The sequence below is a fragment of the Candidatus Benthicola sp. genome, from assembly GCF_058719085.1.
The window spans coordinates 62779-84840 of record NZ_JBZQEK010000099.1 but is presented as its reverse complement, the minus strand read 5'-3'; the positions used below and the strand labels follow the sequence as shown (position 1 = coordinate 84840).

Here is a 22062-nt window from a genome sequence, read left to right as displayed (position 1 = left end):
CTCAGAGCGCCTCGACCTCGACGAGGTTGTCGTGGAAGGCCGCGCCGTGGCCCATGTCCGTCTCCTGTGCCGGGGAGCAGAAGTTCACGGTTCCACCCTCCTGGATCCACCAGCCGTTCGTCACGCTCACGCACCCCGGCTTGAGACCCGGATCGATGCGGGCCGGGAAGGTGAACTCGCCCCTCGCGTTGAACACGCGCACCCTGGACCCGGTCTCGATGCCGCGGGGGGCCGCGTCGGAGGGATGCACGTGCACGGCCGGTCCGGGATCCACCCGGCGGATCATCCGGAGGTTCCCGAACTGCGAATGAATCCGGTTCTTGGTGTTCGGAGTCATCAGGTACAGGGGGTAGTCGGAGCCGGGCCCTGCCCGGCGACTCGATTCCTCCGGCTCCGCGTAGCGCGGAAGCCGGTCGACACCCCAGCGCTCCACCGCCTCCACCGAGACGAGCTCGATCCGGCCCGTGGACGTCGGGAAGGCGAGATCGGCGAAGGCGACCTCCTCGTGTCCCGGCGGCAGCAGCGGACCCTCGCGCAGGCGGTCGAGCGAAATCCCTTCGAACGGGGCCAGCTTCGCCTCCAGGAACGCCTCGACCTCGGCGTCCGACGGGCCCGGGATCCGGCCTTCCAGACGATCGAGACCGATGCCGAGCCGCGGTGCGAGGGCGCGGTAGATCTCCGTCTCGGGTCTCACCTCGCCGGGGGGCTCGAGCACCTTCTGCCGGAGCTGCAGGTAGGGGTGCCAGTACGCGCCGATCACGTCGGTCTGTTCGAACATGCTCTTGGCGGGAAGAACCAGGTCGGCCTCCCGCGCCGTGTCCGTGAGGAACTGGTCGACCACGACCACGAAGTCGAGCGACCGGAACGCCTCGAGCACGCGGTTCGTGTCCGGGTTCTGCGTGACCGGATTGCCTCGCTCGACCCAGGCCATCCGGAGCGGCGGGTCTCGCTGAGCCAGCATGTCGCGGCCGAGGCGAGCCGTGGACACCGAGACCCGTACCACGCCGTCCGGTCTCTCGGGCGGGTAGCAGGCGACCGGGTCGCGCACCGAATCGAAGATGTGGCTCTGGAGGTTGGCGTACACCCAGCCCGCGCCTGGCCGCCCGACGTTTCCGGTGATCGCCAGCAGGGCGAGGATCGCGCGGATGGTCTGGCCTGCGTTGGTGTAACGCTGCATTCCGTATCCGGCCGTGATCGTCAGCGGCTCGAGGGTCCCGATCCACCGCGCGAGCTCCCGCACGTCCGCCTCGGGGATCTCGCAGATGTCGGCCGCCCAGCCGGGGCTCGTCTCGAGCGCCACGGCCGAGTACTCGTCGAACCCGTGCACGTGGTCGCGTACGAACGCCGGGTCCACGTTTCCCGCCCGGATGATCTCGCCACCGACCGCGAGTGCCAGGGCGCCGTCGGTGCCCGGGCGGGGGCGGAGCCAGAGGTCCGCGGAATCCGTGCTCTCCGTGCGCCGCGGATCGATCACCACCAGCCGGGCGCCCGCCTCCCGGGCATCCTGGATGAACGGCATCTGGTGGATGTTCGTCTCGGCGGCGTTCTTGCCCCACATGACGATGAGCCGGGCGCGCGCGATGTCCCAGGGCGCGTTGTGCCGGTTGTCGCCCAGGGTGAGCCGAGTGGCCTCGAGGCCCGCCGGCCAGCACAGGTCGCCGTACGTGGTCGTGCACCCTCCATACAGTCGCCACAGCTCGAGCCCCGCTCCGTTCAGGAGGCCCTTGGTGCCGCTGCCGGCGTAGTAGAGGAGGGCCCGGGCCCCGTCCGAGTCCCGGATCCGGCGCAGGCGATCGGCGACCTCGTCGAGCGCCTCGTCCCAGCTCACGGGATCGAAGTCGCCGGACGGAGTGCGGCGGAGCGGCGCGAGGATTCGATCGGGGGACCGAACGCGCTCCACGTAGCTCAAGCCCTTGAGGCACACGCCTTCCGGCGTGGCATGATTGCCGGCATGCGGCTCGATGCGACGGATCTCCCCGTCCTCCACGTGTACCCGCATCCCGCAGGTGCTGTAGCAGTTTCTCGGGCAGGCCGTGGTGTACACGGGCATATCCGGATTCTCTCCTCGGGGGGAATCCCGCGTGCTCTCCGCCATGTTGCGTCGAGCCGGGGGATGCGGTCAACCGGCTGCCGTGTTCCGCCGCCGCCGGATCAGCACGAGCGCGTACACGGCCAGGTTGAAGGCGACGAGTAGCGAGCCGAGCCACACGTGGATGGCGGCCCAGTTCTCGGGATACAGCCATCCGCCGACGTAGTGTTCGATGAAGCCGCCCGAGTAACCCGCCTGGCCTGCCTCGGCCCGGAGGTCCTGCTCGAGCGGCGTGAGCGGGCAGATCCACCCGATGAGCTCCACCCCGGCGCCGTACAGGGCGCAGGGGATGTGAACGTACGCCCACCAGGGGCGCACGAGGCTGAGCAGCCCTCCGAGGCACACGAAGAGCACGAATCCGAAGTGGAGCAGTAGCACGGCATCGGCCATCCATCCGTACATGGACCTGCACCTCCGTGGATTTCAGTCGTTCTGCGTCTCGACCCGAACCTGTCGCACCGCCCCGGGGCCGATGGACCCAACGCCGCCTCTTCCGGTACACCAGACCGGGAGGATCTACTCATGAAGGCGATACGCATCGTACGGCCGGGCGAGCCCGACGTGCTCGAGCTGGTGGACATGGACGACCCGGTGCCCGCACCCGGGGAGATTCGGGTCGACGTGTACGCGACGGCGCTGAACCGGGCCGACCTCCTGCAGCGCAGGGGCGCCTATCCGGCTCCGGACGGGGCGCCCGACGACGTGCCGGGTCTCGAGTTCGCGGGTGTCGTCGAGGGTGTCGGCGACGGCGTGGACGAGTCCTCGGTCGGCTCGTGGGTCATGGGACTCGTCGGCGGCGGAAGCTACGCGGAGCGGCTCGTCACCGAGGCCAGCCACGTCGTCCCGATGCCGCAGGGGCTGCAGTTCGTCGAATGCGCGGCCCTTCCCGAGGCCTTCCTCACCGCCTATGACGCCCTGGTTCTGCAGGGAGGGCTGCGCCCCGGCCAGACGGTGCTGATTCACGCGGCGGGCAGCGGAGTCGGGACTGCCGCGATCCAGATCGCGCGGGCGTTCGGCGCGAAGAGGATCTTCGGCACCGCTTCGGCCGGCAAGCTGGAGGCGCTGGAAGAGCGCGGGCTGGGGCTCGACGTGCCGATCGATTACCGGCGGAAGTCGTTCCGGGACGTGATCCGAAGGGAAACGGATGGGCGGGGCGTCGACGTGATTCTCGACCTGGTGGGCGCCACGTACTGGACCGACAACATCGCCAGCCTGCGGACCCGCGGGCGGATCCTCCTCGTCGGTCTCGTCGGTGGGACGATGGCGCAGCTGAACCTCGGGGTGCTGCTTCGCAGACGCATCCACGTCATCGGCACCGTGATGCGCTCGAGAAGTACCGCCGAGAAGAGCGACCTCGCCGAGACGGCGCGGCGAGACCTCCTGCCCCGATTCGAGTCCGGCGACCTGTTCCCGGTGGTGGACCGCGTCTTCGAGCTCGGCCAGGCGGCTGCGGCCCACTCCTACATGGAGGAAAACCAGAACACCGGAAAGGTGGTGCTCCGGATCCGCAGCTGAGGTCCGATCAGCGGGCCGTTCAGCCTGGCACGCCCGCCGTCTGAGCCGACCTTCGGGGAAGGGGAGACTCGGGCTCGTCCGGCCCCGGAGGATCGATCTCCTGCAGCCCGACGATCCCCTCTTCCATCCACTCGAGCTCCCCGTCCAGGATCCGCCGCGCCATCCGGTAGGTCGGAACGTCGTCGTTCGAACGCATGTCCGCGAACAGGGCCCGTACGCGCCGACGGGCCATCCTGCAGTACAGATCCGCCAGCTCCACCGATGCCTCGGCGCCCTCGCGTCCGGTGCGGCGCATCATCTGGACCCGGCACACGACAGCGGCCATGGCGAAGAGCTCCGCGGCGATGTCGACGCCCCGGAAGAGCACCATCTGCTTGCGCTGCAGTCCGGCTCCGTGCCGGACCATCTTGTGGAAGAGCGTCCGGGCCAGGCGCCGCGAGTTCTTCTCCACGAACTTCAGGTGTCCCGAGAGGGCGCCGAAACGTCCGTACCCCCGGCGCCTCGGCACCCACTGCCGCGGATACCACAGGGAGTAGAAGCCGATCACCTTCGGCAGCAGCTTCAGCTTGCCGCCGAGCGACAGGTCGCCCTCCACGAGGGGGCCCGCCACTCGAAGGTGCTGATCCACCGCCTCCCTGGCGATGAACAGGCGCATGATCTCGCTGGAGCCCTCGAAGATCCGGTTGATCCGGAAGTCCCTCATCATCCGCTCGGCGGGCACGGGCTCTTCACCCCGGGCCACCCTGGAGTCGGCTCGCTCATACCCCCGGCCCCCGATCGCCTGGACCATCTCGTCCAGCACGATCCACCCCCGCTCGGTGTTGTACAGCTTGGCCAGTGCGGCCTCGAGCCGGATGTCGAAGTCACCGCGGTCGACCATCAGGGCGGACAGCTCGGCGACGGCTTCCATGGCCAGCGTCTCGGCCGCCGCGAACGCGATCTTCTGCGCGACCGCCTCGTGTCTGCCGACCGGCTGGCCCCACTGGACGCGCTCGTTGCCCCACTCGCGCATGAAGCGCAGCGCCGTCTTGCCGCTGCCGACGGCCACCGCGGGAATGGAGAGGCGCCCCGTGTTCAATGTGATCAGCGCGAGCTTGAGCCCCCGTCCTTCCTCCCACAGGAGGTTCTCGGCCGGCACCCGAACGTCCGTGAACCGGAAGTTCGCGTTCTCGATGCCTCCGATGCCCATGAAGTGGTTTCGTGCCGTGATCTCCACGCCGTCCCAGTCGGTCTCGACGATGAAGGCCGAAATCTTCCGGGTGTTCGGATCCCGGGCCATGACCACCAGGAGCTCGGCGACGGTTCCGTTGGTCGTCCAGAGCTTGTCTCCGTTCAGGACGTAATGCGTACCGTCTTCACTGCGCACGGCGGTGGTGCTCAGGCGGGCCGGATCGGAGCCCACATCTTCTTCCGTGAGAGCGAACGCGGAGATGGCGCCGGCCGCCAGGCGCGGCAGATAGCGCTGCTTCTGCTCGGGCGTGCCGAACATCTTCAGCGGCTGAGGAACGCCGATCGACTGGTGGGCGGAAAGAAGCGCCACGAGGCTCCCGTCGACGCTGCCGAGCGTGGCCATCACCTGATTGTACTCGGTCTGGCCGAATCCCATGCCGCCGTATTCCTCCGGGATCTTCAACCCGAAGGCTCCCATGCGGCGGAGCGCGTCGATCACCTCCGGGGGGATCTTCCGATGCCGGTCGATCGCCTCCGAGTCCACCGTGCGCAGGTATTCCCGCAGGTCCGCCAGGAACGACCGGCAACGATCGCCGATGAACTCATCCGGGTCCGGATACGGATCGATGAGGTCGAGCCGGAAGTCTCCGAGAAAGAGGTCGCGCACGAACGTCTCTTTCTCCCAGCTCTTCTGCCGGGCGGACTCGGCGACCCTACGGGCCTCTTCCTCGGTAACGTGGACCTTCGATCTCGGGGTCTGTGGTTCCGGTGCGGACATGTCATCCACTCATTCGTTAGGACGGCGACCGTTCGATCGCCTGTATTCTCAGGGCGAGCCAGGATGCGGCAGACCCGTGCGGACTGCCGGCCCGGGGGGTTCGAAACGTACCTCGTAAGGTATCATGCGGTCCCCCCGTTCGGCGACGCACCGCCCGTCTCCGCACGCGCGCCTCCGTTGTATACCGACGCGCCCCCCGGGTAGGTTCCGGGACATCGAAGCGGGCAGCCACCCATGAAGGAGCCGGCAACCGGGTGAAGGACGACACGAGGACGGGAGACCCCGACATTAAAGTCACGATCGCCGACCGGCTCTCGGACACGCGCCGGCGGACGCTGGAGATCGTACGGCCCGTCTCGGACGAGGGACTGCGCCGGCAGCACTCCGAGCTCATGAGCCCCATCGTGTGGGATCTCGGCCACATCGCGGAATTCGAGAACCTGTGGCTCGTCCGCAGACTGGGCCAGGCGGCAGGGGAATCGGACCTGCCGCAGACCTTCGACGCGATGCGGACGCCGCGGGCAGATCGGGATGCCCTGGACCTGCCGGACCGGGAGGCCGTGCTTCGGCGTCTGTCGGAAGTACGGGAGCGAGCCCTCGATCGGCTCGACCGGGTGGATCTGGTCGGGGCCACGAGTCGCCTTCTCGAACGGGGTTTCGTGTACGAGCTGGTGCGCGAGCACGAAGCTCAGCACCAGGAGACGATCCTTCAGACGCTCATGCTGATGACCACCGAACGCTACGCACCGGGGTCGAGCCGCCAGTTCGACGAGCCCGGCGCCCGCCCGGTCGGGGAGATGGTGGAGGTCCCGGAAGGACCGTTCGATATGGGTGCGGAGAGCGGCTTCGCGTACGACAACGAGCGTCCTCGGCACCGGGAAGACATAGGCAGGTTCGAGATCGGGCGCTTTCCCGTCACCAACCGCGAATACGTCGAGTTCATCGCGGCGGGCGGATACGAGGAGAGAGCCCTGTGGACGGACGCCGGTTGGGAATGGAGACATGCCGCCGGGCTGTCGGCGCCCCTGTACTGGTCCCTTCCCGGTCGGGGCCGGGAGTTCTGCACCGGCGAGGCCCGGGAAGCCTCCCGAGCCGGCGGCGCCGGCGCCTGGGAGCGGCGTACCTCCAAGGGCACCGCGCCCCTCCGCCCGCATGAGCCCGTGATCCACGTGTGCTACCATGAAGCTGCGGCCTTCGCGCGGTTCGCCGGAGGCCGCCTCCCGAGCGAGAGGGAGTGGGAGAAGGCAGCGGCCTGGGACCCGGGATCCGGAACCTCTAGCCCCTATCCGTGGGGAGCCGGGGAACCGACGGCCGAGCTGGCGAACCTGGACGTGGAGTCGTTCGGGCCGGCGCCGATCGGTTCGTTCGGTGCAGGGCGAAGCCCGGTGGGATGCGAGCAGATGCTCGGCGACGTGTGGGAGTGGACGTCGTCCCCGTTCGCCGGCTACGCCGGATTCGAGGCCTTTCCGTATCGGGAGTACTCGGAGGTGTTCTTCGGAGACGAGTACCGGGTGCTTCGCGGAGGGTCCTGGGCCACCGATCGCGGCGTGGCCCGGAACACGTTCCGGAACTGGGACTATCCCATCCGCCGCCAGATCTTCGCCGGTCTGCGCGTCGCGAGGTCGCGGACACGGTGACCGACTCGGGCTACGCGGGAAGGATCGTTCTCCGCGACACGCTGGCCGACCGGGAGAGCCCGTTCGACCTGGCGGCCGACGCGGCCGCCGGCCTGTCGAGCCGGCCACGCACCCTGCCTTCCAAGTACTTCTACGACGCGCGCGGCTCACGGCTGTTCGAAAAGATCACCCGACTGCCCGAGTACTATCTGACGAGAGCGGAGACCGAGATCCTCGGCCACGAGGCGGGGCCCGTCGTCGAGGCGGTACGACCCCGGGTCCTGGTCGAGTTCGGTTCCGGGGCCGCGGCCAAGACGCGGATTCTCCTGGATGCCATGTCGGCGCGCGGACTCCTCGAGGGGTATGGTCCCGTCGACGTGAGCGCCGACGCATCGCGCCGCGCTGCAGGCGCGCTCGTCCGGGACTATCCGGAGCTTCGCGTCGAGGGGGTGATCGGGGACTTCGAGCGGCCGGACGAGCTGCCGTTCACCGGCCGACCGCGTCTGCTCGCCCTCCTCGGATCGACCGTCGGCAACCTCGAGACCGGGCAGGCGGAGGCGTTCCTGCGGGGAGTGCGGTCACAGATGACGCCGGGAGATGCGTTCCTGATCGGGTTCGATCTCGTGAAGGACCGGGAGACGCTGCTACGTGCCTACGACGACCCGGCAGGCGTGACCGCCCTGTTCAACCTGAACATGCTGCGCGTGCTGAACCGGGAGCTGGGCGCGTCGATCGACGTGGACGGGTTCAGACACCGCGCCATCTGGAACGAAGCCCGCTCGAGGATCGAGATGCATCTGGAGTCGCGGACGGACCAGCGGCTGAGGATACCGGCCATCGGCATCGACGTGCGGCTCGAAGCGGGAGAGACGATTCGGACCGAGCTGTGCCACAAGTACACGCGGGAATCGGCCGGCCGGCTGCTCGAGGCGGCTAATCTTCGGGTCACCCGATGGCGCACGGACGCCGGCGGACGGTTCGCCCTCGCCCTGGCCCGACCTGTCGGCTAGAAGCGGGGCATCACGGTGAGCCGGAACAGCCGGCTCGCTCCGGGATTCCTTTCCTGGATGTCGACGTACTCGGCCTGGAAGAGGTTGGAGATCTTGCCCATCACGACCCAGCTTCCGAGCTGATAGGTGAGCCGGAGATCGAACACGGACACCGGCCCCCGCGGATCCAGGGGATAGGCCAGCACCGCCTCCACCTTGCTCCGATACACGTAATCGACCGCAATCAGCTCGCGGAACCCGGACACGGTGACCGTCACGTTGTTCGGTGACCGGTAGGGCAGGGGGTCACCGGTCGCCTCGTCTTCCGTGTTGAGGTAGAGGTAGTTGGCCTTCAGGCCGAGCATGTCATCGAGCAGGCCCACCTGGATGCCGGCGTCCAGACCTGCCACCCGCGCCCGCTCCACGTTCTGGAACTGGAAGGTGAACAGCTGTCCCGACAGCGGCGACGGTTCGATCAGGTCGTCGAACAGGTTGTAGAAGATCGCCGCGTCGAGCCGAAGCCAATCCCCGATCCAACTGGTCGTTCCGATCTCGCCCGACCACGCCCTCTCGCCCCTCAGCGCCAGGTTGGGAATGACGCGAAAGCCGAACTGCGTCGTTTCCGTGTACTGCTCCGCGGCGCTCGGCGCCCGGTATCCTCGGCTCACGGAGGCACGCAGGCTGACGCGCTCGGACGGGAGATAGACGGCTCCAAGGCGCGGGCTGGGCACGAAATCCGATTCCGCCGACGTGGCGCCGTGATAGTCGAGCCGGAGACCGGCCACTCCGCGGAAGCGATCGGAGATTCGGAATTCGTCCTGGCCGTATATGCCCAGGTCCACGATGGACGGATCGACCACCAGGACGTCCGAATTCACGCCCGTCCACGAGGCCTCCACTCCCGCGGTGGCGGCGTGCGTCAGCGACGGCGCGAAGTCGAGCTGCGCATCGGCCGTCAGCCGGCTGCTGTTGTGCCCGTTGTCACTGTCGTGGAAGTGGTTCTGCACCTTGTTGTAGTTGAACGACGGCATCACCTTCAGCGAGGTGCGCTGCTCCATGATCGGCCGCAGGGTGGCCCCGACCGTGAGGTTCGACTCGCTGAGCCAGTCCCCCAGCTCCTCGGGCTCGACCTCGAGCGGCTGGTCCTCCGACAACCAGGTGTAGAAGACGTCCGACTTGCGCTGCGTCCAGGAGACGAACGCGTCGACCGGTCGCTCCGAGTCCGGGTCGAAGACGGTCTTCAGGCGGGCCTGCCAGCGCGAGTACTGTCCGTTCTGACGAAAGCCGTCCGAGTCGTCCACTCCCAGGTAGACGGTGGTTCCGACGCCGGAGACTCGCCTCGAGTGCTGCATCCCGACTCCGGCCATGCTCAGGGTCTCGTCGGTGAAGCTGTACGGAGTGTCGTACGCTCCGTAGTAGGCCCGGACGAGCGTCTCGGGTCGCTCCGGGGGCACATCCGTGATCACGTTGACCACGCCCCCGAGTGCGCCGGTGCCGTACAGGGACGAGTGAGGTCCCTTGACGATCTCCACCCGCTCGACGTCCAGCAGCGGGAGGACCTCGAAGTCGGCCTCGGATCCGACACCGTTGAGCATCCGGTGGCCATCGAGGAGGAGCAGGACCCGGCTTCCGACGCCGCGCGAGATCCCCGAGGAGCCGCGGATGTCCAGCTGACCGTTGTTCGAGACGACGCCCTGCGCGAAGGGGAGCGCCTCCCCGACGTTGTTCACGTTCCGGTCCTCGACCTCGCGTGCGTCCATCACCGCCACGCTGACCGGCGATTCGTCCGGCCGCTCACGGCTTCGGCTGGCCGTGACGACGAGGCCCGGAACGGCGATCACCGATTGGGTCAGGTAGGGTTCGATCTTCGTCGCGCCGCCCTCCCGAACGACGACGTCGGGCACCGTGAGCGGCTCGTATCCCGGCGCGGTGATCCGAATCGTATACGTGCCCGGGCTCACCCTGAGAATGCTGAAGCGTCCGGCGTCATCGGTGAGGACGCCGAGGCGCGTGCCCGTGAGCTGGACGGTGGCCTGACTCACGGCCGCGCTGTCGGAGGTCGCCAGCACCCGGCCCTCGATCGAGCTTTCGGTCTCCTGCCCGTGCAGTCCGCCGGGGATCGCCGCCAGGCACACGACCGCCGCAGCCACGGCCAGGCCGAGCCGGGACGAGATTCCGAGACCGGAAGGGTCGACGATCATCGTCGCCGCGCGAGGCCTCAGTCGGTGCTCTGCCAGACGCTCAGCACCTGGACTCCGGCCGTGGTCACATCGACGGTGAGGGTCCCTCCCGACAGCGAGTAGGTGCCGACCCCCTGGAACCCGCCCGCGTTGTCCGATTCCTGCGTCCACGTGTCGCCGTCGATCGCGTAGGTACCGGTGTCCACCGTGTTGATCGGACCCGTCGGACTCGGAAGGGTCAGGTTGATCGAATACGTGGTCTGTGTCAGCACCAGAGTTCCGGACGCTCCCTGGTCCGGACCGACCGTGATGCCACCCTGAGTGACGGACACGAGCGTGTAATTGCCGGAGAGGTTGACCTCGTTCGGCGGATTCGTGCCGTTGTCATCATCATCGTCGCTGCAGGCGGCAACGGAGCCGACCAGCGCCAGGAGTGCGACGAGCAGCGGTGCGCGGAGGGAGCGAAGTCTCATGGTCAATCCTCACCATTCGGGTAGGGTCCGCCCGCGGGCGGACCTGTCGGTGCAACGAGCGCCTCGGGAGGCGTTTCCATCGCAAAAATAAGGCGGCGGTCTGAGGTTCCGCCACCTGAGCGCGCCCTGCTTCGAAAAGGGCGCCTCCCGCCGATCGACGGGAGGCGCCGGTGCCTCGGGTCTAGAGCTGCTTCACTTCTTCCAGGAGCCGGCCGATCGAGTCCGCCGCGTCTCCGAAGAACATCATCGTGTTGCGCAGGTAGAAGAGCTCGTTGTCGAGCCCGGCGAAACCGGGGTTCAGGCTCCGCTTCATCACCACGCAGTGCTTCGCCCGGTCAACCTCGATGATCGGCATCCCGTACAGGTCGCTGTCCGGATCGTCTCGCGCCGCCGGGTTCACCACGTCGTTCGCGCCGACCACCAGGCAGCAGTCCACGTTGGCGATGTCGGGGTTCACGTCCTCCGGCTCGTAGAGCTGGTTGTACGGGACGTTCGCCTCGGCGAGTAGCACGTTCATGTGCCCCGGCATCCGTCCCGCCACCGGGTGAATCACGTACTTCACGGTCACGCCGCGGGACTCGAGATTGTCGCACAGCTCACGCAGCTTGTGCTGCGCCTGGGCGACCGCGAGACCGTACCCCGGCACGATCGCTACCTGTTTCGCGTAGGCGAGGAGCATGGCCACGTCGTCGGCCTCGGCCACGTTCACGTCGGCCATGGTTCGCTTCTCGCCCTTGGCCTTCGGGCCACCGGCCGTGGTCTCGCCGAAAGTGCCGAAGATCACGTTGGCCAGCGAGCGGTTCATGGCCTTGCACATGATCCGGGTGAGGATCAGGCCGGAGGCGCCGACCAGGGCACCCGATATGATCAGGGCGTTGTTGCTCAGCACGAAGCCGGCCGCAGAGGCCGCCAGACCCGAGTAGGAGTTCAGGAGCGACACCACGACCGGCATGTCGGCCCCCCCGATCGGGATGACCAGCAGCACACCGAGCAGCATCGCGGCTGCCCACAGCGCGAAGTAGACGAGGTCCACGGTGGCCGCATCGGAGGCCCGGATCGCATCCGGCGTCATGACGACCAGGAACGCCATCATGGCCAGGATGCCGAGGAAGAGGATCGCGTTGAGGAACTGCTGGCCCGTGAACTTGACCGCCTTCTCGGTCACCACGCCCTGCAGCTTGCCGAACGCGACCAGGCTGCCCGAGAAGGTGACGGCGCCGATCAGGGTGCCGAGCATGATCGAGATCGATCCGTCGAGCGGGACGTCGGCCGTACCGGCCACGCCCATCGAGTACCGGAAGAACTCGGCGGCGGCCACGAGGCCGGAGGCGAGGCCTCCGAAGCCGTTGAACAGGCCCACCATCTGCGGCATGGCGGTCATCTTCACCAGGCGGGCCATGAAGCCGCCGACCACGGCGCCGATGATCAGCCCGCCGATGATCCACTGCCACGTCATCATCTGCTCGCCGACCAGCGTGGCCACGATCGCCAGCAGCATACCGATCGCTGCCAGCTGGTTGCCCCCACGAGCCGTGTCGGGATGGCTGAGTCGTTTCAGCCCGAGTATGAACAGCACCGCCGAGAGCAGGTAGGCGAGCTGCATGAAGAGAACTCTGGTTTCCATCTATCTGCCTCGGGTTTCGCTAGTTCGTGTCGGTGTCCCGCCGGAACATCTGGAGCATCCGGTCGGTGACCATGAATCCTCCCACCACGTTGATGGTCGCCGAGATCACGGCCACCATCCCGATGATGTCGAACATCGTGCCCTCTCCCATGCCGGCGATCACCAGGGCGCCGACGATGGAAATGCCGGAGATCGCGTTCGATCCCGACATGAGGGGCGTGTGCAGGGTGGGGGGGACCTTCGTGATGACCTCGAAGCCGACGAACATCGCCAGCACGAAGACATACACGCTGATGAGAATCGTTCCGGTCATTGCTGATACCTCACATTCCCGTCGTGCGTCACCGCGATCGCGGTGGTGATTTCTTCGTCGAGGTCGATGACGATGGCGCCCTCGTCGTTCATGATGTGCTGCAGGAGCACCGATACGATGCGCGCGTACATCAGGCTCGCATGCACCGGAAGCGATGCGGCCAGGTCGGTCTGACCGAGAATCAGCACCTCGTGCCGTTCCACCGTCTCGCCCTTCACCGTGAGCACGCAGTTGCCACCCGTCTCGGCGGCCAGGTCGACGATCACCGATCCGGGCCGCATGCCGCGAACCATCTCTTCGGTGATCAACTTCGGTGCGGGCCGGCCCGGAACGAGCGCGGTCGTCACCACGACGTCCGACTTCGCGATGTGCTCGGCGAGGAGCTGCTGCTCGCGTTCTTCCTCCTCCTCGGACACTTCCTTGGCGTACCCGCCCTCGGTCTGCATGTCGTCCGAGGCGCCCTCCCACTCGACGAACTTCGCTCCGAGGCTCTGGACCTGCTCCTTGGTCTCGGGACGGATGTCGAAGCCTTCGACGACGGCTCCGAGGCGTCGCGCCGTCGCGATGGCCTGAAGCCCCGCCACGCCGGCACCGATGATGAACACGTTCGCGGGGGGAATCGTCCCCGCCGCCGTGGTCAGCATCGGGAAGAACTTGCTCGCCGCTTCGGCCCCGCGGATCACCGCCATGTAACCCGCTACGGTGCTGAACGCGGACAGGCAGTCCATCCGCTGGGCCAGCGTCGTCCGCGGCATCAGCTCCATGGCGAAGGAAGTGACGCCCCGCTCCGCGAGGCGCTGCAGGACGTCGAGGTTCTGGTTGGGCCTCATCTGGGCCAGGAACAGGGCGCCGGACGGGATCAACTCCACCTCGTCCGTGCCATCGTCCCGCGTCAGCGGGCCGTTGATCTTCGCGACCACGTCGGCGCCCTCGAACAGCGCCTTCGGGTCGGCCACGATCTCGGCGCCGGCTTCGCGGTATTCGTCGTCTGTGAAGGAAGCCCCAAGTCCGGCCCCGCTCTCGATGACGAACTGAATGTCGTCCGAGGACAGACGCTTGATCGCCTGCGGGGTCATGGACACGCGCCGATCCTGCGGCGTGTGCTCCTTCGGGACAGCTATACGCATGGGTGTTCGCTCTCGTGTAGGGTTGAAACGCGGCCCTTGCCGGGTTCACCGGGGGCCATCGACGCGGACCCGGTCGGGATCCGCCCCCCGACCGCGATTCCTGTGAGCACGAGTCCCACCGTGGGTAGCGAGAAGCGTGCCGTGAGGACGCCGGCCGGGACAAGCCGACCCGCGCCCGCGATTGCGGTGGGGCATGCCGGAAACGTGCTGATTGTCTTACCTTTCTGAGGATCAGGCGCCCTTCGGAGCGGACGCCGCGGCTCGACCTCGGTCCGGTGGCGGGTCAAGCTATCTCACGGCGGGACAAAGTGACAAGTGGAGGAGAGGACGATGCGATTTCCTGTGCTGGCGGTCTTGCTGATTCTGGCCCCGGGCGCGAACTCCGCGGTGGCTCAGACCGCCGCGGCACCGGCCGCCTCCGACCAGGTTCGCCAGGCGGTGCTCGCGGCCCCGCCGTCGCTCCGGGAGGACGCCACCGTGCTCGGATACGGAGGTGAACCGCGACCGGATGATGCTCTCACGGTTCTGCGCGAGGGGACGAACGAGCTGATCTGCCTGGCCGACGATCCCTCCGCGGAGGGCTTTCACGTGGCCTGCTACCAGAGCTCGCTCGATCCGTACATGCGCCTCGGCCGCCACCTCCGCGAGCAGGGCCGGGACCGCTCGGAGGTCATGGATGCGCGGTACGCGGCCCTGGAGGACGGTACGCTGGCCATGCCGGCGCGAGCCGTTCTCTATTCGATCACTTCCGATGCCGGACCCGGGGACCTCGAGGGAGCGCGCAGACTCGTCGTGGTGTACGTTCCCGGAGCGACGACGGCCGAGACCGGCCTTCCCGGCCGGCCGGAGGGAGACGTGCCGTGGCTCATGCTCCCCGGCACGCCGTGGGCTCACATCATGATCGGCCGCTGAGGGCGCGCCCGTCATCCGAGGGCGCCGGGGACCGATCCCGTGTCAGGGGGGACCTTGCCCAACTTCACGCGCCACCAGATCGCATACAACCTTCTGAGCGCTCTGCGCGGGGCAGGGCTCGGTGTCCGCGACGAGTTCGAGGGTCGACAGGAGCCGTCGTCCTGGTTCTTCCGCTGCCTGGCCTACGATCAGTCCGAGCTGGACATCATGGAGTCCGGGGCCATCGATGCCCTGCACGCTCCGTCGGCCCTGGTCGAGCTGTCCCTGGATGAGGTGGCCGTGGCCGCCGCGGCGATCGGTCCCGAGGGCCTTCTCTCCTACCTGACCTGGGAGGCGGAGGAGGAGGTGTTCGGTGGGGAGTCGGACCGATCGGACCGGTCGGCTTCCAGTCTCGCCTTTCACCCCGATGTGCAGCTGGGATACCTGGCCCTGGACGTGGCTCCGCCGACGCTGTGGATGGAGGAACGCACCTCCGACCCGGAGTCGGACGAGACGCTGGCCCGCAGACTGGCCGTGATGGCGCAGGAAACGGGCAGCGCCTGCGACGCCGTCGAGGTCCACATCGAGGGAGCGCTCGATGCCTCCGACGACGGCTGGTCCGGCCGGACGGCCGAAGTGAGGCCGGCGGGGGTATCCGTGCACTTCACCTTCGAGATCCCCCTGGCCGGCACGGGGGAGCGGGAGCTGTCGACGCGGTTCGACGAGAGCGCGCGCACCGCAGCCGCCGCGATCGAGGGGATGCGGCTCGTCTTCCAGAGGCTGTCGGCGGGCGAGCGCTAGCCCGGGATTCGGGGCGACGCGGCCGTACCCCTCTCAGTTCATCGAGGTCGGGTGTCCGCGCGCCGCGAGCACGCTGTCCACGGCGGATCGGAAGGTCTGCAGCGGCACCGTGCCGCGGATCGCCACGCTGTCTCCGACGACGAAGAACGGAGTGCTCGACACCCCCGCCGCGATCGCCGACTCGTAGTCACGTACCTGAAGGGGAGCGGTCTGATCGTTCCGGAGGCAGGACGCGAAGCTCTCCTCGTCGATCCCGATGCCGGCCGCCCAGGAGCGGAACAGTGCGTTGGGGTCCGTGGCCTCCTTCCATTCGTTCTGCCGCTCGAACAGCACGTCGTGCATGGGCCAGAAACGCCCCGCCGCGCCGGCGCAGAACGCGGCTTCGATCGCCGGCCAGGCCCGCGGATGGCTCGAGTTGGGGAAGGAGATCCAGACGTATCGCACCAGGCCCGTCCGTACGTACAGGCTGTCGATGGCCCGATACGACTCCACGAAGAACCGCGCACAGTACGGGCACTCGAAGTCCGAGATCTCGACGATGCGGATCGGGGCGTCCGCCGATCCCTTCACTCGCGCCCGGTCCGCACGCTCGAGGATGACCGACTGCGTGGGCGGCACCGCGACCTCGGACCCGGACTGCGCGACGGCGGACCCCGGCGCCGCCGCCGACAGAGCGAGGACGCCGATCGCCGCCCGCAAGGCCCGACGTGCACTCACCCGGACAGCCCGGACAGCACTTCCGCGGCGTGCTCGGCAGGCTTCACCTTGCGATAGGCCGCCTCCACCCGTCCGTCCTCCCCGATCACGAAGGTGGAGCGGAGCACTCCCTCGTATTCCCGGCCATACATCTTCTTCTTGCCCCAGGCTCCGTAGGCTTCCGCCACGCTGTGGTCCTCGTCGGCCAGCAGCGGAAAGTTGAGGTCGTACTTGTCCCGGAAGCGTTCGTGCGACCGGACGGAGTCCGGGCTCACGCCCAGAACGACCGCGTTCCGCTCCTCGATCTCGGGAAGGGCGTCGCGGAAGCCGCAGGCCTCTCGGGTGCAACCGCTGGTGTCGTCCTTGGGGTAGAAGTAGAGCACGACCTTCCTGCCTCGAAGGTCGCTCAGCCTCACCACGTCGCCGCGGTCGGACGGTAGCTCGAAGTCCGGAGCGGCATCTCCCACCTGTATCATGTCGACCTCTCAGGCTCGAATGGGTTCTGGTTATCGGGTGTCCGGCTGTTCTGCGTCCGGCGCGGATGCCAGACGATCGTATTCCTCCGCCAGGATCGTCCACGCCGCGCGGACGGAGGCCCCGGTGCTCCTCGCGCTGCCCACCGCGAGCCGGATCGCGTAGTGCCCCCCGACGAGAGTGTGCGAGAGGAATACGGGGCCTCGACGGTTTACCGCCTCGAGGAGCCGGCGGTTCCATGCATCGGGGTCGGCAGCGGCGGAGCCGGACGGCGGCAGGCTTCGAAACACGATGAGCGAGAACGGGTGCGGGGCGACGAGCTCGAACCGTTCGTCCGCCTCGATCCACTCGGCGAGCGAATCGGCGCTCGCGATGTGCGACCGGATCCGGGCCCGGATCGCCTCCGCTCCCTCCAGCCGGAATTGGAACCACAGCTTGAGCGCACGGAAGCGGCGCCCGAGCGACAGACCGATATCCATCAGGTTCGCTCCGTCTTCCTGGCTGCGCAGGTACTCCGGGGTGAGACTCAGGGGCCTCCGCATGGCGGCGTCATCACGGTACAGGAGAATGCTGCAGTCGATCGGTGTGGACATCCACTTGTGCGGGTTGAGCACGATGGAGTCGGCCCGCTCCCACCCTTCGAACTCCCGGCTCTTCTCAGGCAGCGAAGCGGCCGGGCCCGCGTAGGCCGCATCGACGTGCAGCCACAGGCCCGACCGTTCGCACACCGACGCCACCCGGGCGACCGGGTCCACGCTCGTCGTCGACGTCGTTCCGATCGTGGCGCAGACCATCACCGGGGTCCGTCCGGCACGACGGTCTTCCTCGATCGCCCTCTCGAGCGCCTCCGGGACCATTCGCAGCTCGTCGTCCACCGGGATGCGCCGCAGCTGGTCCAGTCCGAGGCCCGCCGCGAGCGCGGACTTGTCGAGAGAGCTGTGCGCCTCCTGTGACAGGTAGAGCACGCAGGGACCGACGTCGTCGCGACCGGCGAGGCCGCGGTGCCGCACGTCGGGCACCGCTCGTTCCCGGGCGGCGAGCAGTGCCGTGAACGAGCTGCTCGAAGCCGTGTCGAGGATCAGGCCACGAAACGCCTCCGGCAGGCCGACGAAGCCTCGAACCCAGTTCACCACGGTCTCCTCGAGCTCCGTGGCGGCCGGGGAGGTACGCCAGAGCATCGCGTTCTGGTTGAGCTCCGCCGCCAGGAACTCGGCCAGGACCCCCGCATCCGTGGTCGAGCTGCAGAAATAGGCGAAGAAGCCGGGATGGTTCCAGTGCGTGAGACCGGGGAGGAGCAGAGAGTCGAGGTCCCCCAGCACGGCTTCGAGGTCCCCGGGTTCCTCGGGAGGCTGGCCGGGCAGCGAGGCGGCCACCTCGCCGGGCTCGACCCGCGGAAGAACGGGAAGATCAGGCAGACGCCTGCGGTATTCGGCGATCCACCGCGCAGCCTTTCCGGCCGCATCGGTGAAGCTGTCCCTGGGCACGTTCGACGCTCCCGGCCGCTCGGGCGCCCGCCGAACCGGGTTCCGCCTCCGCTCACCCGTGGCGCCGGACGCTCACCGGCCTACCTTGTGTGTTCCATGACCGCCCAGAATGATCCGACGGACATCGCGACCCTTCTCGACGGCTTCCAGCAGGCCATCGAGGAAGAGGTCCTGGCGATCGAACAGGACCTCGCCCGCCGGGGGCTGGATCAGCCCGTCGTGGCCGCGGGTGGCTACGAGGCCGTCATCGAGGCCTCGGGCTTCGCGTACGACTGGACTCTCCCGCCCGGAAGGTACGCCATCCGCACGGACGATGCAGTCCGCGTTGCCTGCCAGGACTCGGAAGTCCAGGGGTTCGTGGGTCGGTGGGATCCATCCAACCGTACGGTGCGCGTCCACCTTCCCGAATCGCTCGGCAAGCTCGCCGGGCCCGCCGAGCTGCGGTTCGATCCGACCTGGCTGCTGTCGGCCCTGGCCGGACGACTGGCCTCGATCGGCGCCGACCCGGAGGCCTATCACACGGAAACTGCGCTGCGGCTGTTCGGTCTGCAGTACCCGGAGACGGGAGAGCGCGACGTGCCCCGGGCGAAGCGGGATGGGCTCAACGATGGACAGCTCACGGCACTCGGCAGGATCCTGGGCAGCCGGACCCAGCTCGTATGGGGCCCACCGGGTACCGGGAAGACCCTGCTGCTCGGGCAGGCCGTGGCAGAGCTCGCGCGGGATGGACGGGTGCTGGTCGCTGCGACGACCAATACGGCGGTGGACCAGGTGGCGCGTCGGATCGCCGAAGGCATGGGAGCCGCGGCGGCGGCGGACGGACGCATCCTCAGGCTCGGGGCGGGCTACCGACCGGATGGCGACCTGGATCTCTCGCTGGAGGCGACCCTCGGTAGGCAGGAGGCGCGCGATCCCGGCCGCCTGACCCGCTTGCTGGAAGAGCTCGAGGCGGAGCTCGGACTGCGTCCGGATCGGGGTGCGCCCGCCGGCCCGCATCAGCGGTACGCCGCCCTCCTCGCCCGCGCACGCGGCTCCGGATCGACCGGGGCCCTGTCCAGAGCCGGACTGGTCCTCGGAGAGCTTCAGCGGGTACGGGCCCGGTTGCTCGCCCGGGCGGACGTGATCGCCACCACGTTCGCTCACCTCACGCTCCGCGAAGACCTCTGGGCCCATCGGTTCCGGGCGTTCGTGGTCGACGAGGCCAGCGCCGCTCCGCTTCCGTACGTGTTCGCCGGGGCCTGCCTCGCGTCGGACCGCGCCGTGGGAGTCGGAGACTTCCAGCAACTCCCCGCCGTCGTGCGGTCGAGTCGAGGCGAGGCGGCCCGCTGGCTCGGCCGCGACATCTTCCGGCAGTCCGGGACCATCGATCCGGAAAGGGGTCGTAGTCTGCCGGACCCGAACGATGCGCTGTGCTCGATGCTCACGGAACAATACCGGATGGCGCCGGAGATCCGCCGGCTGGTAAGCGAGCTCTTCTACGGTGGCCGACTCGTGGATGCGCCGTCGGTGACCTCCGGTGCCGGGGAGCTCGCTCCTCTCGTCCTGGTGGACACGTCGGGTCTCGAACCGGTGGTGGAGCGTGACGAGGGGTCGCGCGCCAACGCCGCCCACGTCGAGACGCTGGTCCGGCTCCTCGAGCTCCTCGGGAGATCGGGTGTCTCGGACGTCGGTGTGGTCACCCCGTACCGTCTCCAGTCACGTCGCATTTTTCAGCAGGTGAGATCACGGCTTGGGCGTTCGGCTCCGCGGGACCTGGAGATCGCGACCATCCACCGATTCCAGGGTAGGGAGAAGACGGCGGTGATCGTCGATACCGTCGATGGTCCACCGGGGGCCAGCTGGTTCCTGAACGAGCGACGCAACCCCGACTTCCCGCGACTCCTCAACGTGGCCCTCTCCCGCAGTCGTCAGGCGCTCATCCTGATCGGAAGCCCGGAGGGGCTGCGACGCGTGCTCCCGGAGGACGCGTTGCTCCTGCAGGTCGTGGAGGCGATACGGCGCGATGGCGTGAGGCTCGAGGCAGCTCGTATCGCAGGTGCCGCCTCGAGTCTGTGGCGTCCGTGAGCCCGAAAGCGGACGGTGACCGGGGCGTTGCGACACCTCCAGGGAGGGGAACCGCCGGACATTCGACAGGTTCTTCTCAGCGCGTACCGAAAAAGCAAGGAATACCGGACGAAGTTTTCAAAAAATGTCAATTGCCTTCCTCGCAGGGGTTGATAAAAAATCAGAGAATTGTATAATGGTTTCGTGCCGCGGAGGAGGCACCGGTATTGACCGGCAAGCCGCTGCACCGAAGGAGCGACGACGGGCTGCCCGGAGCGGGTGACTCAGCTCCCCGTGAGCGAGAGAAGCTGCACAGCTGACCGGGCGAACGGTACCAGAGCCTGTCGACTCTTGGAAGGATAGCGCAACCGACCAAGAACAACGCCACGGTGCGGAAAACAAATCCTCCCTCAGCCCCTGGGACTCTTCGGAGTTGCCGGGGGCTGAGTACATCTACCCCGCGAGCTGGGCCGCTCGAACCCACGGGGGCCCTTTCGAATCCCACCTTTCACGAGGTGCGGCTGCGCCCCGTCCGGGTCGGCCCGGGACCGCGTGCACTCCTCCTGCGTCGGCACCCGCATCGCGGCGCGCACACACATCAGGTTTTTCAAAAACTCGCATGTGGACAGTTTGTGGAAACGATGTGGAAAATGGAGAAATCGATGGATTCCGGTGCAGGAAGTGGCAGCGCGTGGCACCTTTGATGTCTTTCCACAGGGTGGGGAAAGAGAAGGGAAGCGAGCGGTTACGTGCCCAGGTGCTGCGCGGAGGATCGAGGTGAGAGTCATCGTCCAGAGAGTGGAGCGGGCTTCGGTCTCCGTGGAAGGCCGCAGGATCGGTGAGATCGGTTCGGGACTTCTGGTGCTGGTCGGATTCCGGGAGGGGGATGGGCCGGACGAGCTGGCCTGGATGGCCGGCAAGCTGCCGGGCCTGAGGATCTTCGCCGATGCGGAGGGCCGCATGAACCGCGACGTGCGCGAGGTGGGGGGCGAGATGCTGATCGTGTCCCAGTTCACCCTGTATGGCGATGTCACGAAGGGCAGGCGCCCCTCCTTCATCGAGGCAGCCGCCCCGGAGCGGGCGCGGGAGCTGTACGACGCCTTCGTCGACCTCTGTCGGGCGGGCGTGGTCCCGGTGGCCACCGGAGAGTTCGGGGCCGTGATGAAGGTCTCACTCGTCAACGATGGACCGGTCACCCTGGTGCTCGAGCGATGAAGCTGGTCCTGGCGTCGGAGTCTCCCCGCCGAAGCAACATCCTCGGCCTGCTCGGCCTGGAGCACGAGGTGCGGCCCTGTGCGATCGATGAGACGGTCCTTTCCGGCGAGGCGCCCGGGGAGGCGGCGCGACGTCTGGCCGCCCGGAAGGCGGAGGTCGCATTGGCCCGGAATGGAGAGCTCGTGCTGGCGGCGGACACGCTCGTCGTGCTCGGGACCGAGATCCTCGGCAAGCCGGGCAGTCCAGCGGAAGCGGTCCGGATGCTTCGACGTCTGCAGGGACGCTGCCACGAGGTGTTCACCGGAGTGGCGCTGAGGATGGGCGATCGGATCGAGGTCGATTTCGCCGTGACCCGGGTGTGGTTTCGGTCGGTTGATGCGGCCGAATGCGAGGAATACGTTGCGACCGGCGAACCGCTGGACAAGGCCGGGGCCTACGGAATCCAGGGGCTCGGCGCGGCGCTCGTCCGGCGGATCGATGGAGAGTACTTCAACGTCATGGGCCTGCCCGTGCAGCTTCTGCTCTCGCTTCTCGAGCGGTACGGCCTTCGCTTCGCGTACGGAAGGTTGGAGGCGCTGTGAACG

Annotated in this window: 19 protein-coding genes; 8 read left to right on the top strand and 11 right to left on the bottom strand. The window is 67.9% G+C overall.

Annotated elements, in window-relative coordinates; genetic code table 11:
* Nucleotide 1 precedes the first annotated feature (1 nt).
* On the bottom strand, nt 2-2050 hold the full coding sequence (locus tag AC36XV_RS08160) for a molybdopterin-containing oxidoreductase family protein (RefSeq protein ID WP_492203189.1): 2049 nt from the start codon (nt 2048-2050) through the stop codon (nt 2-4).
* 69 nt (nt 2051-2119) lie between these two features.
* On the bottom strand, nt 2120-2491 hold the full coding sequence (locus tag AC36XV_RS08155; RefSeq protein WP_492203188.1) for a DUF2784 domain-containing protein: 372 nt from the start codon (nt 2489-2491) through the stop codon (nt 2120-2122).
* A gap of 120 nt (nt 2492-2611) precedes the next feature.
* Between AC36XV_RS08155 and AC36XV_RS08150 the strand changes: the two genes are divergently transcribed.
* On the top strand, nt 2612-3604 hold the full coding sequence (locus AC36XV_RS08150; protein WP_492203187.1) for an NAD(P)H-quinone oxidoreductase: 993 nt from the start codon (nt 2612-2614) through the stop codon (nt 3602-3604).
* Nucleotides 3605-3623: 19 nt separating this feature from the next.
* On the opposite strand, the gene AC36XV_RS08145 is transcribed toward AC36XV_RS08150, so the two are convergent.
* The gene (locus tag AC36XV_RS08145; RefSeq protein ID WP_492203186.1) at nt 3624-5552 is read right to left on the bottom strand and encodes an acyl-CoA dehydrogenase family protein; all 1929 of its coding nucleotides are present in this window, start codon (nt 5550-5552) and stop codon (nt 3624-3626) included.
* 254 nt (nt 5553-5806) lie between these two features.
* On the opposite strand from AC36XV_RS08145, the gene egtB reads away from it, so the two are divergent.
* Both egtB and egtD read left to right on the top strand, forming a co-directional pair.
* On the top strand, nt 5807-7189 hold the full coding sequence (egtB, locus tag AC36XV_RS08140; RefSeq protein ID WP_492203185.1) for an ergothioneine biosynthesis protein EgtB: 1383 nt from the start codon (nt 5807-5809) through the stop codon (nt 7187-7189).
* Nucleotides 7186-8178 (top strand): L-histidine N(alpha)-methyltransferase, encoded by a 993-nt coding sequence (gene egtD, locus AC36XV_RS08135; protein ID WP_492203184.1) that lies wholly within the window; start codon nt 7186-7188, stop codon nt 8176-8178. The genes egtB and egtD overlap by 4 nt, the downstream gene beginning before the upstream one ends.
* Here the strand turns inward: egtD and AC36XV_RS08130 are convergent.
* From AC36XV_RS08130 to AC36XV_RS08110, 5 genes are all read right to left on the bottom strand, one after another.
* Nucleotides 8175-10358, bottom strand: coding sequence for a TonB-dependent receptor (locus AC36XV_RS08130; RefSeq protein WP_492203183.1), 2184 nt, complete (start codon nt 10356-10358; stop codon nt 8175-8177). The two genes, egtD and AC36XV_RS08130, sit on opposite strands and share 4 nt — an antisense overlap.
* 17 nt (nt 10359-10375) lie before the next feature.
* Entirely contained in the window at nt 10376-10810 is a 435-nt protein-coding gene (locus AC36XV_RS08125) for a hypothetical protein (RefSeq protein WP_492203182.1), read from the bottom strand.
* A gap of 181 nt (nt 10811-10991) precedes the next feature.
* Nucleotides 10992-12434, bottom strand: a complete 1443-nt coding sequence (locus tag AC36XV_RS08120; protein WP_492203181.1) for an NAD(P)(+) transhydrogenase (Re/Si-specific) subunit beta — start codon at nt 12432-12434, stop codon at nt 10992-10994.
* A gap of 19 nt (nt 12435-12453) precedes the next feature.
* Nucleotides 12454-12747 (bottom strand): NAD(P) transhydrogenase subunit alpha part 2, encoded by a 294-nt coding sequence (locus AC36XV_RS08115; RefSeq protein ID WP_492203180.1) that lies wholly within the window; start codon nt 12745-12747, stop codon nt 12454-12456.
* Nucleotides 12744-13874 carry a Re/Si-specific NAD(P)(+) transhydrogenase subunit alpha gene (locus tag AC36XV_RS08110; RefSeq protein WP_492203179.1) on the bottom strand — a complete coding sequence of 377 codons (1131 nt, stop codon included), beginning with the start codon at nt 13872-13874 and terminating at the stop codon, nt 12744-12746. Before AC36XV_RS08110 ends, AC36XV_RS08115 begins: the two co-directional genes overlap by 4 nt.
* 330 nt (nt 13875-14204) lie before the next feature.
* On the opposite strand from AC36XV_RS08110, the gene AC36XV_RS08105 reads away from it, so the two are divergent.
* Both AC36XV_RS08105 and AC36XV_RS08100 read left to right on the top strand, forming a co-directional pair.
* Entirely contained in the window at nt 14205-14786 is a 582-nt protein-coding gene (locus AC36XV_RS08105; protein ID WP_492203178.1) for a hypothetical protein, read from the top strand.
* A gap of 39 nt (nt 14787-14825) precedes the next feature.
* A complete protein-coding gene (locus AC36XV_RS08100) occupies nt 14826-15566 on the top strand; it encodes a hypothetical protein (RefSeq protein WP_492203177.1) in 741 nt (246 codons plus the stop codon).
* A 33-nt stretch (nt 15567-15599) separates the two neighbouring features.
* Here the strand turns inward: AC36XV_RS08100 and AC36XV_RS08095 are convergent, their stop codons facing one another.
* The 3 genes from AC36XV_RS08095 to AC36XV_RS08085 are packed head-to-tail and all read right to left on the bottom strand — an operon-like array spanning nt 15600 to nt 18220.
* Nucleotides 15600-16283, bottom strand: coding sequence for a DsbA family protein (locus tag AC36XV_RS08095; RefSeq protein WP_492203176.1), 684 nt, complete (start codon nt 16281-16283; stop codon nt 15600-15602).
* A complete protein-coding gene (bcp, locus tag AC36XV_RS08090; RefSeq protein ID WP_492203175.1) occupies nt 16280-16738 on the bottom strand; it encodes a thioredoxin-dependent thiol peroxidase in 459 nt (152 codons plus the stop codon). Before bcp ends, AC36XV_RS08095 begins: the two co-directional genes overlap by 4 nt.
* 30 nt (nt 16739-16768) lie before the next feature.
* Entirely contained in the window at nt 16769-18220 is a 1452-nt protein-coding gene (locus tag AC36XV_RS08085) for a pyridoxal phosphate-dependent decarboxylase family protein (RefSeq protein WP_492203174.1), read from the bottom strand.
* 96 nt (nt 18221-18316) lie between these two features.
* Here AC36XV_RS08085 and AC36XV_RS08080 point away from each other — a divergent pair, with 96 nt between their 5' ends.
* The 3 genes from AC36XV_RS08080 to AC36XV_RS08070 all read left to right on the top strand — a co-directional run bounded on the left by AC36XV_RS08080 (nt 18317) and on the right by AC36XV_RS08070 (nt 22059).
* Nucleotides 18317-20284 (top strand): AAA domain-containing protein, encoded by a 1968-nt coding sequence (locus AC36XV_RS08080; RefSeq protein WP_492203173.1) that lies wholly within the window; start codon nt 18317-18319, stop codon nt 20282-20284.
* 756 nt (nt 20285-21040) lie between these two features.
* Nucleotides 21041-21478, top strand: a complete 438-nt coding sequence (dtd, locus tag AC36XV_RS08075) for a D-aminoacyl-tRNA deacylase (RefSeq protein WP_492203172.1) — start codon at nt 21041-21043, stop codon at nt 21476-21478.
* A complete protein-coding gene (locus AC36XV_RS08070) occupies nt 21475-22059 on the top strand; it encodes a Maf family protein (protein ID WP_492203171.1) in 585 nt (194 codons plus the stop codon). The genes dtd and AC36XV_RS08070 overlap by 4 nt, the downstream gene beginning before the upstream one ends.
* The last annotated feature ends 3 nt before the right edge of the window (nt 22060-22062 follow it).